This is a genomic window from Nonomuraea sp. NPDC050790, from assembly GCF_044456745.1.
Taxonomy (GTDB): Bacteria; Actinomycetota; Actinomycetes; order Streptosporangiales; family Streptosporangiaceae; genus Nonomuraea.
In genome coordinates this window covers 101,016-117,252 of the sequence record NZ_JBITGF010000013.1, presented here as the reverse complement: position 1 = coordinate 117,252, position 16,237 = coordinate 101,016, and the positions used below count along the sequence as shown (strand labels likewise).

Annotated in this window: 17 protein-coding genes; 13 read left to right on the top strand and 4 right to left on the bottom strand. The window is 69.2% G+C overall.

Annotation, left to right across the window (positions count from 1 at the left end; translation table 11 throughout):
* The first annotated feature begins 85 nt into the window (after nt 1–85).
* On the top strand, nt 86–2,629 hold the full coding sequence (fxsT, locus tag ACIBEJ_RS45940; protein ID WP_397189306.1) for an FxSxx-COOH system tetratricopeptide repeat protein: 2,544 nt from the start codon (nt 86–88) through the stop codon (nt 2,627–2,629).
* Between the two features lies 1 nt (nt 2,630).
* Here the strand turns inward: fxsT and ACIBEJ_RS45935 are convergent, their stop codons facing one another.
* Together ACIBEJ_RS45935 and ACIBEJ_RS45930 are read right to left on the bottom strand one after the other, a co-directional pair.
* A complete protein-coding gene (locus tag ACIBEJ_RS45935) occupies nt 2,631–3,617 on the bottom strand; it encodes an aKG-HExxH-type peptide beta-hydroxylase (RefSeq protein ID WP_397189305.1) in 987 nt (328 codons plus the stop codon).
* Nucleotides 3,607–3,774: a hypothetical protein gene (locus ACIBEJ_RS45930; RefSeq protein ID WP_397189304.1), complete on the bottom strand. Its 168-nt coding sequence runs from the start codon at nt 3,772–3,774 to the stop codon at nt 3,607–3,609. Before ACIBEJ_RS45930 ends, ACIBEJ_RS45935 begins: the two co-directional genes overlap by 11 nt.
* Before the next feature lie 155 nt (nt 3,775–3,929).
* On the opposite strand from ACIBEJ_RS45930, the gene ACIBEJ_RS45925 reads away from it, so the two are divergent.
* From ACIBEJ_RS45925 to ACIBEJ_RS45895, 7 genes are all read left to right on the top strand, one after another.
* Nucleotides 3,930–5,681: an alpha/beta hydrolase gene (locus ACIBEJ_RS45925; protein WP_397189303.1), complete on the top strand. Its 1,752-nt coding sequence runs from the start codon at nt 3,930–3,932 to the stop codon at nt 5,679–5,681.
* Between the two features lie 4 nt (nt 5,682–5,685).
* Nucleotides 5,686–6,180 carry a hypothetical protein gene (locus ACIBEJ_RS45920; RefSeq protein WP_397189302.1) on the top strand — a complete coding sequence of 165 codons (495 nt, stop codon included), beginning with the start codon at nt 5,686–5,688 and terminating at the stop codon, nt 6,178–6,180.
* 26 nt (nt 6,181–6,206) lie between these two features.
* The gene (locus ACIBEJ_RS45915; protein ID WP_397189301.1) at nt 6,207–6,803 is read left to right on the top strand and encodes a sulfite oxidase-like oxidoreductase; all 597 of its coding nucleotides are present in this window, start codon (nt 6,207–6,209) and stop codon (nt 6,801–6,803) included.
* Entirely contained in the window at nt 6,796–7,464 is a 669-nt protein-coding gene (locus ACIBEJ_RS45910; RefSeq protein WP_397189300.1) for a ferredoxin reductase, read from the top strand. The genes ACIBEJ_RS45915 and ACIBEJ_RS45910 overlap by 8 nt, the downstream gene beginning before the upstream one ends.
* Entirely contained in the window at nt 7,461–7,721 is a 261-nt protein-coding gene (locus ACIBEJ_RS45905) for a DUF6510 family protein (RefSeq protein WP_397189299.1), read from the top strand. The genes ACIBEJ_RS45910 and ACIBEJ_RS45905 overlap by 4 nt, the downstream gene beginning before the upstream one ends.
* A gap of 13 nt (nt 7,722–7,734) precedes the next feature.
* The gene (locus ACIBEJ_RS45900) at nt 7,735–8,499 is read left to right on the top strand and encodes an NAD(P)-binding domain-containing protein (protein WP_397189298.1); all 765 of its coding nucleotides are present in this window, start codon (nt 7,735–7,737) and stop codon (nt 8,497–8,499) included.
* Between the two features lie 72 nt (nt 8,500–8,571).
* On the top strand, nt 8,572–8,775 hold the full coding sequence (locus tag ACIBEJ_RS45895) for a hypothetical protein (RefSeq protein WP_397189297.1): 204 nt from the start codon (nt 8,572–8,574) through the stop codon (nt 8,773–8,775).
* Here ACIBEJ_RS45895 and ACIBEJ_RS45890 read toward each other — a convergent pair.
* Nucleotides 8,772–9,995, bottom strand: a complete 1,224-nt coding sequence (locus tag ACIBEJ_RS45890; protein WP_397189296.1) for an MFS transporter — start codon at nt 9,993–9,995, stop codon at nt 8,772–8,774. The genes ACIBEJ_RS45895 and ACIBEJ_RS45890 overlap by 4 nt on opposite strands.
* Before the next feature lie 165 nt (nt 9,996–10,160).
* Here ACIBEJ_RS45890 and ACIBEJ_RS45885 point away from each other — a divergent pair, with 165 nt between their 5' ends.
* The gene (locus ACIBEJ_RS45885; protein ID WP_397189295.1) at nt 10,161–11,369 is read left to right on the top strand and encodes a cytochrome P450; all 1,209 of its coding nucleotides are present in this window, start codon (nt 10,161–10,163) and stop codon (nt 11,367–11,369) included.
* On the opposite strand, the gene ACIBEJ_RS45880 is transcribed toward ACIBEJ_RS45885, so the two are convergent.
* Nucleotides 11,353–11,904, bottom strand: coding sequence for a helix-turn-helix domain-containing protein (locus tag ACIBEJ_RS45880; RefSeq protein WP_397189294.1), 552 nt, complete (start codon nt 11,902–11,904; stop codon nt 11,353–11,355). The genes ACIBEJ_RS45885 and ACIBEJ_RS45880 overlap by 17 nt on opposite strands.
* 56 nt (nt 11,905–11,960) lie before the next feature.
* Between ACIBEJ_RS45880 and ACIBEJ_RS45875 the strand changes: the two genes are divergently transcribed.
* The 4 genes from ACIBEJ_RS45875 to ACIBEJ_RS45860 all read left to right on the top strand — a co-directional run bounded on the left by ACIBEJ_RS45875 (nt 11,961) and on the right by ACIBEJ_RS45860 (nt 16,126).
* Nucleotides 11,961–13,250 (top strand): erythromycin esterase family protein, encoded by a 1,290-nt coding sequence (locus ACIBEJ_RS45875; RefSeq protein ID WP_397189293.1) that lies wholly within the window; start codon nt 11,961–11,963, stop codon nt 13,248–13,250.
* Between the two features lie 58 nt (nt 13,251–13,308).
* Nucleotides 13,309–14,460: a serine hydrolase domain-containing protein gene (locus ACIBEJ_RS45870; protein ID WP_397189292.1), complete on the top strand. Its 1,152-nt coding sequence runs from the start codon at nt 13,309–13,311 to the stop codon at nt 14,458–14,460.
* A gap of 84 nt (nt 14,461–14,544) precedes the next feature.
* Nucleotides 14,545–15,018 (top strand): hypothetical protein, encoded by a 474-nt coding sequence (locus ACIBEJ_RS45865; protein WP_397189291.1) that lies wholly within the window; start codon nt 14,545–14,547, stop codon nt 15,016–15,018.
* A 55-nt stretch (nt 15,019–15,073) separates the two neighbouring features.
* Entirely contained in the window at nt 15,074–16,126 is a 1,053-nt protein-coding gene (locus tag ACIBEJ_RS45860; protein WP_397189290.1) for a hypothetical protein, read from the top strand.
* Nucleotides 16,127–16,237 lie beyond the last annotated feature (111 nt).

The window sequence follows — 16,237 nt, the reverse complement described above, 5'->3', positions numbered from 1 at the left end:
CGTTCGAGCTGTCTTCCATTCGCCCCGGCGTTCGGGCTTAGCATGGAGGCCGGATGCCGCTACGACTGGCCTGTGACGGTGACACATGATGAGTGGCGACCCCGCCCCCCGGCCCCGCCACGTCGTCTGGGGCAGAGAGGTCCCGTTCAGGAACCCCAACTTCACGGGACGCGCCAGGGTCCTGGCCGAACTGCGCGAACGGCTGACGCGGGACGCCACGGCCCTGCTCAACCAGCCGCCCCAGCCCGTCTACGGCCTGGGCGGCATCGGCAAGACCGAGGTGGCGGCCGAGTACGCCCACCGCTTCCGCGGCGACTACGACCTGGTCTGGTGGATCCGCGCCGAGCGCGAGGAGACCATCATCAACGCGCTCATCGCCCTCGGCAAGCGCATGCGCCTGGACGACTTCCACACCGACGACCGTGACGTCTCCATCCAGCGCGTGCTCGACGCGCTGCGCGGCCGCGACCCGTTCGGCGCCTGGCTGCTGATCTTCGACAACGCGCAGACGGCCGCCGAGGTGTACCCCTACATCCCGCGCGGCGGCGGCCACGTCATCGTGACCACCCGCGACCAGCACTGGCACCGGGTGCTCAAGGTCGGCGGCATCGAGGTCTCGGAGTTCGAGCCGGACGAGACCGTCGCGTTCCTGCGCAAGCGGGTGCCGGGCAACGGCGCCACCACCGACGACGACGCCCTGCGGCTGGCCACGGAGCTGGGCAACCTGCCGCTCGCCGTCGAGCACGCCGCCGCGTACCTCAGCGAGACCGGGATGTCGGTCGCCGAGTACATCGAGCTGTTCCGCGCCAGCGCCAGCTCGGTCGTCTCCGAGGCCCTCGACATCCCCTACCCCCAGGCGGTCGCCACCACCTGGGACCTGTCCTGCGCGCGGCTGTCGCTGGGCGCGAAGGCGCTGTTCAAGCTGCTGGCCTTCGTCTCGCCCGAGCCGATCTCCGCCGAGCTGCTGGTCCAGCCCACCGTGGCCAGAGGTCTGCCGGCCCCGCTCGACGGCGTGCTGAGCGGCACGACCGCCTACCGCAGGGCCGCGCGCGAGCTGGCCCGCTTCTCCCTGATCAAGATGGACGCCGCCCGCAACGTGGTCCAGCTCCACCGCGTCGTGCAGGCCGTGACCAAGGACCAGGTGCTCAGGGAGAACCCGGAGGAGGCCGCCGAGTTCCGCCACGGGGCCCACACGCTGCTCGCCGCCTCCGACCCCGGCAACCCCACCCGCGACGACAGCGAGGTCGCCTACGAACGCTCCCGGCAGCACCTGGTGCCGAGCGAGGCGACGCGCTCGGACAATCCCGACGTGCGCCGGTTGATCATCAATCAGGTCGAACGGCTGCGCATCCGCGGCGGTTACACCGAGTGCCTCAAGCTCGGGCAGGGGACCCTCGAACTGTGGCGGGAACTGTTCGGCCCCGACGACCGGCAGACGCTGGCGCTGGCCGTACAGGTGGCCGACACGCTGCGGGCCAGGGGCGAGGCCGACGCGGCCACCGCGCTGACCGACGACACCCTCACCAGGCTGCGCGCGAACTACGGCGAGGACGACCCCGTCTACCTGCTGTGCGTCCGCAACCACAGCATCAGCCTGCGGCTGCGCGGCGACTACGCCCAGGCGCTGGCCACCGTCCAGGACCTGCTGCAGCACTACCAGAGCGTCTTCGGCGAGGAGGACCAGGTCGTGCTGCAGGTGCGCAACAGCATCGCGATCAACCTGCGCTGCCTCGGCCGCTACCGCGAGGCGCTGCAGTACGACAGCGACAACCTGCGCGAGCGCGAGCAGACCGTCGGCCCCGACGCCACCGACACGCTCCGGTCCCGGTTCGGCTACTCGCGCGACCTGCGCCAGCTCGGCCGCTACGAGGAGTCGCTCGACGCCATCCGCGAGATCGGCAGGATCCTCGCCGACAAGGGCGACGCCTGGACCGTCTTCCGGCTGCTCACCCACAACGACCTGGCGGTGGCGCTGCGCCGCGCGGGCTATCGCGAGGACGCCGTCAGGGAGAGCGTGCGCGCCCTGGAGCTGCACCACAGCATCCTCGGCCCGAGAAACCGGCAGAGCCTGCAGACCGCCACCAACGCCGTCAACGACCACCGCGCCGTCGAGAACCTCGCCGAGGCGCAGGCGCTGGGCGAGGCCACCGTCCAGGGCTGGACCGACGTGGCCGGCCCCGACCACCCCAACACCCTCGCCGCCTGCGCGAACCTCGCCGTCGTGCTGCGCCTGCGCGGCAACCCCAAGGCCGCCATGGAGCTCAACGAACGGGCACGAACGGGCTTCGTCGCGCAGTTCGGCGAGGCGCACCCGTCCTCGCTGGTGGCCTCCCACAACTTCGCCAGCGACCTGGCCATGATGGGCGAGGTCGGCCGGGCCAGGGAGATCGGCGAGGCGACGCTGGCCCACAGCAGGAAGGTGCGCGGCGACACCCACTGGTTCACGCTCGCCACGATGGCCAACCTCGCGCTCGACCGCACCGGCGACCGCGACCCCCAGGGCGCGCGGGCCCTGCGCGAGGAGGCTCTCGCCGGGTTCGGCGCCTCCGAGAGCGCCGACCATCCCGACGTACGGCTGGCCGAACAGTACACCCGGGTCAACCTCGACATCGAGCCGATGAGCGACTGAGCTACGGGGTTCGGAGCCGGTCCCGCAGGCCGTACACGATCTGCCGTCCCGCCGGGGTCAGGCCCGGTGCGTCGGCGATGGCGTCGGCGGTGGCGAGCGTACCGGCCGACCAGCGCTCCAGCCGCGCCCGCGCCCGCCCGGCCTGCTCGGGCGGCCCGGCGCGCAGCATGTCCCGCCAGAAGCCCGCGACCGCGGTGAAGGCGTAGCAGCCCTGCAGCGTGGCCAGCAGCGGACGCGGCCCGGCCCGCCAGGGAGGCCGCCACATGGAGGTGTCGTCCGGCCGGGTCATCCGGGTGACGTCGTCGGCCGCGTTGAGCGCCAGATGGTGAAACTCGTGCACCAGGGCCTCGGCCACCCGTACGGGGTCGTCGGGGGCGGACATGGCGATCGCGCCCCAGGCCCAGGCGGAGGTGGCGCTCACGAACCGCCCGGCCCGCAACGGAACCAGCGTGGTCACCCCGGCCGCGATGGCGTCGGTGCAGGGGATGTCGAGCCGCCGCAACAATTCCCAGGCGGCGGAAAGGCCGTCCTGCCAACGGTTGGCATCGGGCCGTTCACACTCCCCGAATATCCGGAAATATGGCTCTTCGCCGTCAAGAACAACCGACAGTTTCCCCGCCTGAATCCGCGGCAGCCCCCGGACCTCTACCCCGGCCTTCCCCAGCCTCAGCGCCCCCGCAGCCGCGAGCCGCTCCACGAACCCCATGTCCGCGACGTCCCCCCGCCGCAGCCGCTGCAGGCTCTCCACGGCCCAGACCCCGACCTGAGGCAACGCGAGCAATTCGGCCACCACCCGGGGATCCTCCCGCTCGACCTCCGCCAGCAGCCGAACACCCCTTACCGACTCCCCACCGCTGCGCCGGCGCACCGCCTCGAACAGCAGCTTCTGCTTGCTGAGCTCGGCGTCCGCCAGCTTTTCCGTCAGCGCGACGGAAATCCGCCCCCGGGCGAGCTGGTCAAGCTCGGCAACGCCGAGCTCATGCGCCACTGGGGGGCACGGACTGCTCGTCCTGCCAGAGCCGATCGGTCGAACCACACCCGCCGACCAGCCTGCTCACCGTACTTTCCAGGAGGACGCCGTCGAGTTCGGCGAGTTCGGACAACGACAGATTGGTCAGATCGACGAGAGTGTCCTCATCGGCCATCCGCATTCCTCCCTAGCCCCGTTGCGAAAAATGATACGTCCCGACAACGGCCGCGATAAGTGGAAATATCCGGGCGATAGCTAAAGACGTATGAATCCGGGCAAGCCGCTGACCGCCTGAGGAACAGGCGCCTGGCCTGCCATCCTGAGCCGGTCATGGCGGAGTACGCAGCGGCGCTGGAAGCCTTCAAACGCGTGGCGGCACTGGCCGTCGAACACCACGCCGCACTGGACGCCGCGGCCCGGCTCATGCACTCCCACACCTGGGTCGGCGGCGGCGCCCCGGCGTTCACGGCCGACCTCTCCGGCCACCGGACCAGACTCCAGTCCGCGTTGTCCACCGCGACGCGCGCCCTGGCCGACGCGGTCGTACGCCAGGGCGGCCCCACCCTCCCGGCCCCCACCGTGACCACCTCCCCAACCGGCGCCGCCGCACCGGCGGGCGCGTTCCAGGGCATCGACCCGCGTGCCATGACTTCGCTCATCTCCACCCTCGACCACGCGGCCCACACCCTCCCGCCCGCCGGAGCCCGCCTGGGCGCCGAACTCGCCGCGCACGGCCTGTCCTCCTACCCGGGCCACACCCTCGGCCACGTGGCGGGCTGGGCTCTGGAAAGCGGCCAGGACCTGCGGCAACGGCTGTCCCGCATCCAGCGCGCCGTCCCCTGGGCCACGCTTCCCGCCGGGCTGGCGGCCTATGACCTGTTCGGCGCCCATGCTCCTGGATCCGGGCAGACGGAACAGTTCCTGCGCCGGGTGGCGGCGGGGGACGCGGAGGCGGTTCGGGGGCTGCTGGCCGTACAGGAAGGTGGAGGGGACGCGGGGCTCGCGGCCCGCGTGAACGCCTGGTGGCACACCACCAACCAGGACACCCTCCTCAACCTGCCAGGCTTCGGCTCCCTCAACGGACTCCCGGCCATCGCCCGCGATCGGGCCAACCGCCGCTGGCTGAGTGCCGAGAAGGCGAGGCTCACTGATGCTCTGAACCGTGGCGTCGCTGAGCTCGTGGAGTTGCGCGATCCGCTCCTTATCGGTGGCTGGGAGCGAATTGCCAGCCACCTCCGCAGAATCGAGTACATCGAGCAGAAGATCGCACCGGTGGAGGGATATCCGCTTCCCCTGCTGCTGGCGTTCGATGTCGCCGGGCAAGGACGCCTGATCGTCTCGTGGGGGAATCCCGACACTGCCGACGTCACCGTCACCAACGTCTCCGGACTGACGTCTGGCCTAGACGCCGCCCACGGCGACCTCGAGCGTGCCCGCGCTCTTTGGCGCCAAGCCGACGCCACCAGCGGCGATAAGACGGTCGCATCGATCACCTGGCTTGGGTATGACGCTCCCCAAATCGACCCTGGCCTGTTCGACCCGGCCAAGTCCGTCGCTTTCGAAGGCGCCGCGGCCAAGGGCGGCGAGGAACTCGCCAGATTCGCTGACGGCCTCCGCGCCTCCCATGAGCCATCTCGGACGGCACGCCGAGTGGTCATTGGTCACAGCTACGGCTCATTGACCACTGGGCACGCAGCCACACTCAGGCCAGGGCAATTCGCCGACGTGCTCGTTTTCGTCGGCAGTCCTGGCGTTGGGGTTCGCCATGCCCGTGAGCTTGGCGTGGATCCTGGACACGTCTGGGTCGGCGAAGCTGGTGGAGACCCAGTCGCCGCGCTAGGCAGTTTCGGAGCGGATCCAGGCGACGCCTCGTTTGGTGCCCGCCGATTCCCCGTGGGCCGAGAGGTCTACACGGCTGCCCACAGTTGTTACTGGGACGCCGACTCAGCCTCGCTGAGCAATATGGGCCGCCTCATCAATGGGCAATACGACCAGATCACCCCGCCTCCGGTTCGGGGTGACCAGCCTCAGCTTCTGATGCCTGAGATCGACCCCAACTTTGCCTCCAGATCGAATAGGTGACGATGTGCCGCGTGTCCTACTTGCGTTTGTTCTTCTTCTGACGGGATGCGCCGTCAGCGAACCCACACTTACTCAGACTCAGGCAATCGGTCTCATTGACAAGCTGATCAACCAAACGGTCCGTGCCATAACTCCGAAGCCCCGGCTGGAGGTGCTCCCTTCCTTCAACGCGCCAAGTGGTTGTGCAGGCGAAGGTGCCTCTGAGGAGCAGATCATCGTGAGCCGCGCCTACTGGCTGCGCGATGTCCCGAAAGATCAAAACCTGGCCGTCTCTCGGCAGGTGCGGCTGTTCTGGCAGTCGCAAGGTCATCGCATAGTCGCCGCCGGAGGTGGTGGAAACCTGAACTTGAGCGGGGAGTCGCGTCCTGAGGGGTTCAAGCTCTCCCTCACCTGGGCCGAGGGTGACCATCTCTACCTTGGTGCCTCGTCCACCTGTATCTGGCCCGATGGCACTCCAGCACCCGGACCAAAGCTCCCAGATCAGGATCGGGGATACTGATCCGGAGAGCGAAGTGATGGTGAGACATGAGCGTCTTCTCCCGCGGCTTCCGCGGCAAGCAACGAAAAGATGATCGGCTCCCGCCGGGCCAGTATCTGACCGAGGACTTTCCGGTGCTGTCGGCTGGGCCCACTCCGCGGGTGCCGCTCGATCGGTGGGAGTTCGCCATCGACACCGAGGCGGAGCAGGTGCATCGGTGGACGTGGGAGGAGCTGATGGCGCTTCCGGCCGAGACGCCGACGGTGGACATTCACTGTGTGACGACTTGGTCCAAGCTGGACACCACCTGGCAGGGCGTGTCGCTGGACGTGCTGTTCGAGGATGTGGAGACCGCGGCCGAGTACGCGCTGGTCTACTCCTACGGCGGCTACACCACGAACCTGCCGCTGGAGGACCTGCTCGACGGCAAGGCGTGGATCGTGCACCGCTTCGACGGCGAGGAGCTGGAGCCCCGGCACGGGGGACCGGCGCGGCTGCTGGTGCCGCATCTGTACTTCTGGAAGTCGGCCAAGTGGGTACGCGGCATCCGCCTGCTGAACCAGGACCATCCCGGTTTCTGGGAGACGGCCGGGTACCACAACTACGGCGACCCGTGGCGCGAGCAGCGGTACGCCGATGACTAAGTGGCGGCCGGGACGACTGGTCGAGACGCGGGACGAGACTGCCACCGCCCGTACGCTGGTCTTCGAGGTGCCGGACTGGCCCGGCCACCTGGCGGGACAACACGTGGACGTACGGCTGACCGCCGACGACGGCTACACGGCCCGGCGCAGCTACTCGCTGGCCGGGACCGACGGCGTCGAGCTGACCGTCCAGCTCCTGGAGGACGGCGAGGTCTCGCCCTACCTCACCCAGGTCATGGAGCCGGACGACGAGCTGGAGATCCGGGGGCCGGTCGGGGGATGGTTCGTGTGGCGTCCGGCCAACCCCGCGCCGGTTCTGCTGGTCGCGGGCGGCGCCGGGATCGTGCCGCTCATGGCGATGATCCGCGGACGGCGGGCGGCGGGTGTGGCCACGCCGTTCCAGCTCGTCTATTCACTGCGCTCGCCCGAGAACCTGTTCTACGCCGACGAGCTGCGTAAACCCGATCCCGGGGTCGAGGTGTCGCTGATCTACACCCGGGTGCGCGGCAGCCGTATCAGCGCCGCCGACCTGCCCGGCCCCGGCCCGGACTGCTTCGTGTGCGGGCCGACCGGGTTCGTCGAGGCCGCGGCCGATCTGCTGGTCGGCCTCGGCCACGACCCCGCACGTATCAGGACCGAGCGTTTTGGAGCGTCCTCATGACCCATCTCGACGGCAACGCCATGGCCGGACCGCTCAGCGAGATCTTCGCCGTGGACGTGTCCGCGGCCACGGGTACGTGCGCCTCGTGCGGACTGGTCGGGCCGGTGGCCGGGCTGAAGGTCCACGGTCCTGATCCGGGGCTGGTCGCCCGCTGTCCGGGCTGCGACGAGGTGGTGATGCGCCTGGTACGCGGGCCCGAGGCGGCCTGGCTCGACCTGCGCGGAGCCGTGTCGCTGCGTATCCCGCTCGGCTCCTAGAAGGCTCGGGAACATGCGGCGTATCGGGATCATCGGGGTGGGCGAGATCGGGCGCGCCATCGTGGCGGGCCTGTGCGAGGGGGTCGAGGACGCGCCCGAGGTGCTCCTGTCGCCGAGGGGAGCGCGCGCGGCCGCGGAACTGTCGGAGCGGTATGAGAGTGTGCGGGTGTGCGCGGACAACCAGGCGGTGGTGGACGGTTCCGAGCTGGTCGTCCTCGCGGTACGCCCGCACGACCGGCAGGAGGCGCTGGCCGGGCTGCGAGTCGGCTCGGACAGGATCGTCGTGAGCCTGCTGGCCGGGGTCTCCATCGACGAGCTGCGCCGCACGCTCGCCACCGACGCCCCGGTGGTCAGGGCGATCCCGTTGCCACCGGTACGCGAACGCGACTCGGTCACGGTGACCTGCCCTTCGCACCCGGAGGCGGACGCCCTCTTCGAGCGCCTGGGCGGAGCCCTTCCGGTCGAGGACGAGGCGTCCTTCAACGTCTTCTCCGCGCTGACCGGGACGTTGACCACCCACTACGCCTACCTCACCACCCTGGCCTCGTGGGCCGTCGGTCACGGCGTACCCGCCGAGGCGGCGGAGCGCTATGTCCGTGGCCTCTTCCAGGGCGTCGGGCGGTCGCTGGGCGACGAGGGCCGTTCGCTGCCCCGGCTCGCGGCCGACCACGAGACCCCGCAGGGAAGCAACGAACGCGTCCGCACCACCTGGTTCACCCCGGCCAACGCCGAGGCGCTCGAACGGGTCCTCGACGACCTGCTCGCCCGCCTCAGGTAACCAGGCGGCGAGACGTGCTCACCCTGCTCAGCGAGTCACCCTCGCCCGCCTTCCACGGGGTGGGGTGGGAGGGTGCCCGCCACCTCCGCGGGGCGGGTGCTGATCTCCGACTGGGAGCCGGACGCCGTGCGCGACTGGTTCACGCCGGAACGGCCGGCGTCGGCGGGAGCCGTACGGCCGGCCGGGACGGACGCGCTGCTGGAGGAGCTCGACTTCGCGGGCCGGATCACCGCGAAGATCGCCGGCGAGCTGAGCACCCGCCTGTCCAACCCCTAGTCGTGGGCGATGTGCATCAGTTGGCGCCACAACGCCACCACGAACACCGCGGATCCGGCGAAGGCAAACCAGAACGGCGCGGCCACCCCGAACCGGGTGGCCAGCAGGCCGCCGATCAGGGAACCGACCACCAGGCCGCCGAAGACGCAGATGGTGTTGACGGCGCCCACCCGGCCCTGCAGCTCGCGCGGGACCGCGCGCTGGCGGACGGTGACCGAGGTGGTGCCCCAGATGAAGGCGTGGGCGCCGAAGACCAGGAAGATGCCGCCGGCTACCCAGGGGGAATGGGTCAGGGCCAGTCCGAGGTGGGTGAGGGTCTCGATGATGAGGCCGATCCGCATCAGCGCGCCGAGGCTGACCCTGCGGGTGATGGCGCCGTAGAGGGCGGTGCCGATCAGGCCGCCGATCCCGCCGATGGTGGTCATCAAGCCGAAGCCGATCTCACCGAGTCCGAGCTGGTCCTGGGCGTACAGCACCAGCACCGACCAGGCGGCGCCGAACGTGAAGTTGAAGATCAGGATGGTGAGCGCCAGCGTGCGTACCGCCGCGTGCCTCATGGTCCAGCGGAAGCCGTCCACGAGCTCGCGCGTCGTGTTGGGCTTGGGGTCGCCGGGCTGCCGGCCGTGCGGCGGCAGGCTGATCCTGCTGACCAGGACGACCCCGGCCAGCACCAGCAGCAACTGGCTGGCGTACGGCCAGGTGAACCCGACCGCGAACAGCGCCGCGCCGATGGGCGGACCGGCGAGCTGGTTGAGCGTGATGAACCCGGTGCCCAGGCGGGCGTTGGCCACGACGAGGTCGTCCCGCTCGACCATCGTCGGCGTCAGCGTGGTCGTGGCGTTGTCGGCGAACACCTCGGCCACGGCCCTGAGCGTCAGCATGATCAGCGCGGTCGCCACCGTCACGGTGCCGGTGGCCAGGAGGACGACGAGGGCCGCGAGCACCACCGCCCTGGCCAGGTTCGCGACGATGACGATCCTGCGCCGGTCGTGCCGGTCCGACAGGACGCCCGCGTACAGGCTGAACAGCAGTTGCGGTGCCCAGCCCACCAGCGCCGACAGGGAGATCAGCAGGGGGTCGCGGGTCAGCGTCGCGATCAGCAGCGGGCCCGCGGCGGCGGCGAGGCCGTCACCCAGGTTGGTCAGCCAGCTCGACGCCAGCAACCAGCGGAACCCCGTCCCCAGTCGGGCCGGCAGGACCCGTTCCACCACTCTGATCACGAGCGCAAGACCATACTTCGTCGTGCTTACCTGCGGCAACGTGTTTTCTGTGGCTAGAGCCGGGATTGTCCTGATCGGCTCGTGTCAGCACGGTGACGGTCCCGTGTCAGCGCGGTCGGCGAGGGTGTGGACGACCCCGCAGTATCGCGAGATGAGGAACCGGACATGAGCGAAGCCCCTTACACCGTCGCGACGATGCCGACCGCACGCCAGGCCGGCTGCCCCTTCGACCCGCCCAAGGAGCTGGTCGAGGCGCGCGAGCACGGGCCGATCAGCCGCTTCCCCTTCCCTGACGGGCATCAGGGCTGGCTGGTCACCGGGTACGACGCGGTCCGGGCGATCCTGGGCGACCCCCGGTTCAGCTCGCGCAAGGAGCTCATGCGCCACCACCCACTGGTCGACTTCGGCGAGTTCGAGGTCCCGCCCGCGCCGCCGGGCGAGTTTCTCCTCATGGACGACCCGCAGCACAGCCGCTACCGCAAGCCGCTGGTGGGCAAGTTCACGGTACGGCGGATGCGCCAGCTCACCGAGAGGGTGGAGCAGGTGACCGCCGAGCACCTCGACGCCATGGAGAAGGCCGGTCCGGGCGTGGACCTGGTGACCGCCTTCGCCAAGCCCATCCCGTCGGTCATCATCTGCGAGCTGCTCGGCGTGCCGTACGCGGACCGGGCCGTCTTCCAGGACAACATCGACAAGTTCCTCGGCGGCGAGGTCGACGACGACGAGCTGATCGCCGCCTACACCGCGGTCCAGCAGTACCTGGCCGAGCTGGTCGTCGCCAAGCGCGCCAACCCGACCGACGACGTGCTGAGCGACCTGCTCGACACCGACCTGACCGACGAGGAGCTGAAGGGCATGGCCCTCATCCTGCTCTCGGCCGGGTTCGACACCACCGCGAACATGCTGGCCCTCGGCACCTTCGCCCTGCTCCAGAACCCGGAGCAGCTCGACGCCCTGCGCGCCGACCCCGAGCTCGCCGACTCCGCCGTCGAGGAGCTGCTGCGCTACCTGACCGTGGCCAAGCAGTTCATGCGGATCGCGCTGGAGGACGTCGAGGTGGCCGGCCAGACCATCGAGGCCGGGACGACCGTCATCCTGTCGTACGCCACCGCCAACCGTGACCCCGAGCGCTTCTCCGACCCCCACCGGCTCGACCTGCGCCGGCAGGACGGCGGCCACCTGGCCTTCAGCCACGGCATCCACCAGTGCCTGGGCCAGCAACTGGCCCGTGTCGAGCTGCGCGTCGCCCTTCCCGCGCTGGTCAACCGCTTTCCTTCGTTGCGGCTGGCCGTACCGGCTGGGGAGGTCGAACTGCGGCCGGAGACGGCGGACATCTACGGCGTCAAGAGCCTCCCGGTCACCTGGGACGCGTAGCCGACCGGCTCTCGTCCGTGGGGAAGAAGATCGCGCTGATCACGTGCGGCCGGCGTCCCGGTGCGGGGCCGTTGCCCGCACGGGCCCGGAGCACCTCCAGCAACTCGCCCGCGACCTCCTCCATCTCCTCCGGGCTGAGCCACAGCGTGCCCTGCCGGTAGCCCACCCGATCGGCGGCCGGATCGGCTCCCGGCCGGTCGAGGTAGGCGTTGAACTCGGCCAGCAGCGCCGCCATCGACACCGCGAAGCCGTGGCGGTGATCGTCGTTCGTCATGGCCTTGGCCGCTTCGGGGTCGATCCGCAGGGCGTCTTGGCGGAGGCGGTAGTGGCGTTCGATCATCCCCCGTACGCGCTGCTCCCCGGCGACCTCCAGCAACCCGGCGCCGGCGAGCAGGGCGACGTGGCGGTACAGGGTTGTCTTGGGCACGTCGGGCAGGCTCTCGCACAGTTCGGTCGTGGTCCGGGTGCGGCCGCCGGACAGGGCCCACATGATGCGCAGCCGTACCGGATGCAAGATCAACTCGATCGTGTCCATAGCCAATATTCCCATAAATGGTACTGTTTCCAAACTTGGGACTATTGGAGGTAGCGATGATCAGTGACGCTGCGGTGATCCCCTTGCGCACGCTCGATCCGGCCGCCGCGCTGGACGACCTGGAGTGGCTGGACGAGGCGATCGGGGACGCGCGGGTCGTGGCGATAGGCGAGAGCGCGCACTACAACCGCGAGTTCTACGAACTGCGCCACCGCCTCCTGCGCTACCTGGCCGAGCGGCACGGCTTCGGCGCCTACGCGATGGAGACCGGCTACACGGAGGGGTGGCGTGCCGACGCCTGGGTCCACGGCGGTGACGAGGACCGGCTCGGCGAGGTCATGGCGAGCGGTTTGACCTCGTTGATGGGGCTATGGCGGCAGATGGGCGCCCACCTGGAGTGGATGCGCGAGCATAACGCCTCTGCCGAGCGCCCGATCGGCTTCTACGGCATCGACCTGGGCGGCCAGAACGTCTCCCCGCTGCCCGCCCTGAACGCCGTGCTCGCCTTCCTGGCGCAGGCCGATCCCGGGTTCGCGACCGACGTCGTGGAGACGGCCGCCGCCTTCTCCGCGACGTCGCCGTTTGTCGCGCCCGCGGCCATGGCCGCCTACGCGCAGCTTCCGCCCGAGACCAGGAACGCGCTGACGGCGGGCCTCGCCGCGCTCGTCGCGCGGATGAAGGGACGGCGGCTGGAGTACGCCGGGCGCACCTCCGCCGAGGCGTACGAGCGCGCGATGCGCTCCATGCGGCACGCGTTCACCCTGGACTCCGTCGTCCGTGGCATGACCGGCGGCGACCACGAAAGCGTGCTCTACAACCGCGACGCCGAGATCGCCGACACCGTCGAGGAGATCTTGCGCAGGCACGACCGGATCGTCGTGGCCGCCCACAACGCCCACATCCAGCGCGGGCCGGCCGCCCTGCCCGGAATGAACCCCGTGACCCCGATGGGCATGCACCTGGCGCAACGGCTGGGCGAGGACTACCTCGTCATCGGGACCACGTCGGGAACCGGCCACGCCCTCAACTCCGACGCCGCGGCGTTCATGGCCGGTGAAGTGTTCGCGCCGATGCCCGCCCCGGAGCCCGGCAGCCTCGACGCGCTCATGCACGCCAGCCACGCCGGTCCCTTCGCCGCCGACCTGCGGCGGCTGCCGCCCGCCGACGCCGCCGCCGTCCGGGCCGCCGCCGTGCAACGCGCCGGCCTCGGTGAGTACTACGCGCCGGTGAACGCGGCGCAGGCGTACGACATCGTCGTCCACGTGCCCCACGTCACCGGCGCCGACCCCGACGAGGCCGCCCTCGCCTGCGCGCCGCAGGAGGTGCGGGAGCTGTTCTCCCGCTAGGGGGCCGTGTCAGGGCCGCGACGGTCCTGTGTCAGGGAGGCCGAGCATCGTGAGTGCCATGAACACTTCAGAGGGCGTCAACACAAGTCAGGAATCCGCGGACAGCGAAGCCGGGTCGCAGGATCGGCCGGAGTTGCTGGAGGTTATGCAGGCGTTCGTCGACTCGGGTGTCGCCGCCGGGATGCAGGTCCGGGTCAATGACGAGCGGGGCGAGTGGGCCGGCAGTGTGGGCGTACGCGAGCTCGGCACCTCCGCCAAACCCCCCACGAACGGGCACTTCCGGATCGGCAGCGCCACCAAGAACTTCACCGCGACCCTGGTACTCAAACTGGTGGACGCGGGCGAGATCACGCTCGACGACCCGGTGGAAGACCACCTGCCCCAGTACCGGCTGAACCGGGAGATCACCGTACGAAGGCTGCTTCAGCACACCACCGGGCTGTTCGACTACACCTTCGACTTCGCCCCCGACGGCACGCCGGTGTCGCTGATCCCCTGGGCGGGCAAGGAGTGGGTGGCCAAGCGGTTCCACACGTACACAGACGATGAGCTGGTACGGCTGTCGCTGACCCAGGCGCCCAAGTACGAGCCCGGCGAGAAGTGGAGCTACGCCAACGTCAACTACGTGCTGGCCAAGCTGCTGATCGAGAAGGTCACCCGGCACTCCTACGCCACCGAGATGCGGCGGCGGATCCTGGCGCCGCTCGGGCTGAAGAACACCCTGGTGCCGGGCACCAGTTCGGAGATGCCCGCGCCGTACGCCCACGCGTACTACCGCTACCAGGACGACGACCAGCAGTGGAAGGTGATCGACGTCACCCGCCAGAACCCGTCCTGGATCTCCGGCGCGGGCGAGATGATCTCCACCACCAAGGATCTGCAGACGTACTTCTCCGAGCTGAACAAGGGCCACCTCTTCTCGGCCGGGCTGCTGGCCGAGATGCGCAGGACACACCCTGAAAGCGCGGGCCTGTTCGGCAGCTACGGCCTGGGACTGTACGTGCAGGACACCGGCCCGAACTGCGACGGCATCGTCGTCAACCACAACGGCAGCAACAACGGGTACGGCGCGCTGATGTACAGCACCCCCGACGGCAAGAAGACCCTGACCGCCTCGATCACCAGCGGCGACGCGGCGGCGGACGTGGCCACCGAGTTCCCGAAGGCCCTGCAGAACCTCGTCACCACGGTGTTCTGCGACGACAAGTAGCTTTCCGTGGCAAGCGAACCGGGCCATGCCGAGCCCCGAGGCCCGGCATGGCCCGAACCGCGACCGAGCGAGACCATCCGGTCCATGGGCGCCATCGAATCCCTGAGTGATCGCGATCTGCAGACCATTGAGGAATGCCTGAACGCCGCGGTCGACGACCCGTTCTTCCCCGGCTGGGAGTTCGACACCCTCCTCGGCTTCAGCCGCGACGAACTGTCCGTGATCGCCCAGGCATGGCCGTACACCGACCACCCCACCGAGCAAAACAATGCCGTCAACCACCTGCTGAACATGCTGCTCGGCTACCCGCACGAGCATTGGAGCCGCTGGCACGAGTACTCCTCCGCCACCCCAGAGGAGATCGAACAACTCCTGGCCCGCTGGCGAGGCGACACCCACTTCGACGAAACCCCAAGAGCACCTTCGACCGTCTGCGTTAGTCCTTCGCCCGTGCTACCAGAGCCGGACACACGACCATCAAACGGATGCGACTCACTGCTCCAACGACCTCCTGGTAGGACCAGCTCCGGGTATCAACAAGGTGGTCCCAGTGCTTAAGCCAGAAATCAACCAGTCGTGTCGAACACGGGGTCTGAGTAGGTTCGGCTCTTCTGTGGCGGCAGACGGCCGCATCCCTTCGCCCGATTCGCCTTCCGCGGCGGCGCCGTCCCGGCTATTCTCGCTGCGCCTGGTGCGCTTCCCCTCCCTTGAGAGAGTGCGTGTTGTGCAGAACAGTCACGAACAGTCGTTGACCACCGTCGCCCACGAGCTTGCCTGCATTCCCATCCATGAGGCCGCTCGCGCCCTGGCTGACATGCCGCCACGCCGCGCTGCCTTGCTGCTGGGGTTCATGGACTTCCCTCGCGCGGCGGACCGAGTCCTGGCCATGCCGCCTGAGAAGACTCTGGCCGTCCTTCCCGAGATGGACGAGTCGCTGGCCTGTCGATTCATCCAGGTCTTTCACAAAAATCACCTCCCCCTTCTCCTGGAGGCGGCGGACTCGCTATGGCTCGGGCGGGTCCTGAAAAAGGCGGACTTTAGCCTGACCATCGCCATACTGGGAGCGATACGGCCGAAAGCGGCCGCCGGGGTGCTCAGCGACCTGCCTCGACAGGAGGCCGCGGGAATACTCGAGCAATGGAGCGCCAACCCCTTCGCCGAGATCATGGACGAGTTCTTTGGCACTGTGGGCGGCTCAACCGTCAATCCGGCATCCAATGTGGTCGCCATCCTCCTAGCCATGGAACTGGATGACGTCATCGAGCTCTTCCGTCATTCATCTTTTGCGTTCGCCGCCGACATCGCGCAAGCGATCCCCCCGACGAGTAGAGCCGCGTTGTTCGCGAAGATGTCGTCGGACGAGCTCGCGGCGATGCTCACCTCTACCTACACCTCCTCCAGAGGCCACCGGACGCCACGCGTCAGCGCACCCCAGGCCGCTGCGATGATAGAAGCTCTCGGTCCCCGCGCCCAGCCGGTGCTCGGATGCATTCACCCTTCGTGGATCGCCTCCCTGGTTCGCACACTCAACCCCGATCAGGCCGCCATCGTCTTGTGCGCGCTCGACCCCGATCGGGCCGAGGCAATCCTGTACGGCGTCAGCGGGACCTGGGCCCGCCAGACCAGGAAGGCCCTCAAGGAACGTGCGCGGTCCACCAGAACCTAGATCGTTTACCAAGGGAGGCGAGTATGGAGCGAGAGGTCTGCTCCTGGCATGCGCGCGCTGATAGCGTCAACCGGCCTGCTGGCACCCGCAGTATGTAGACGATCTCCAGTC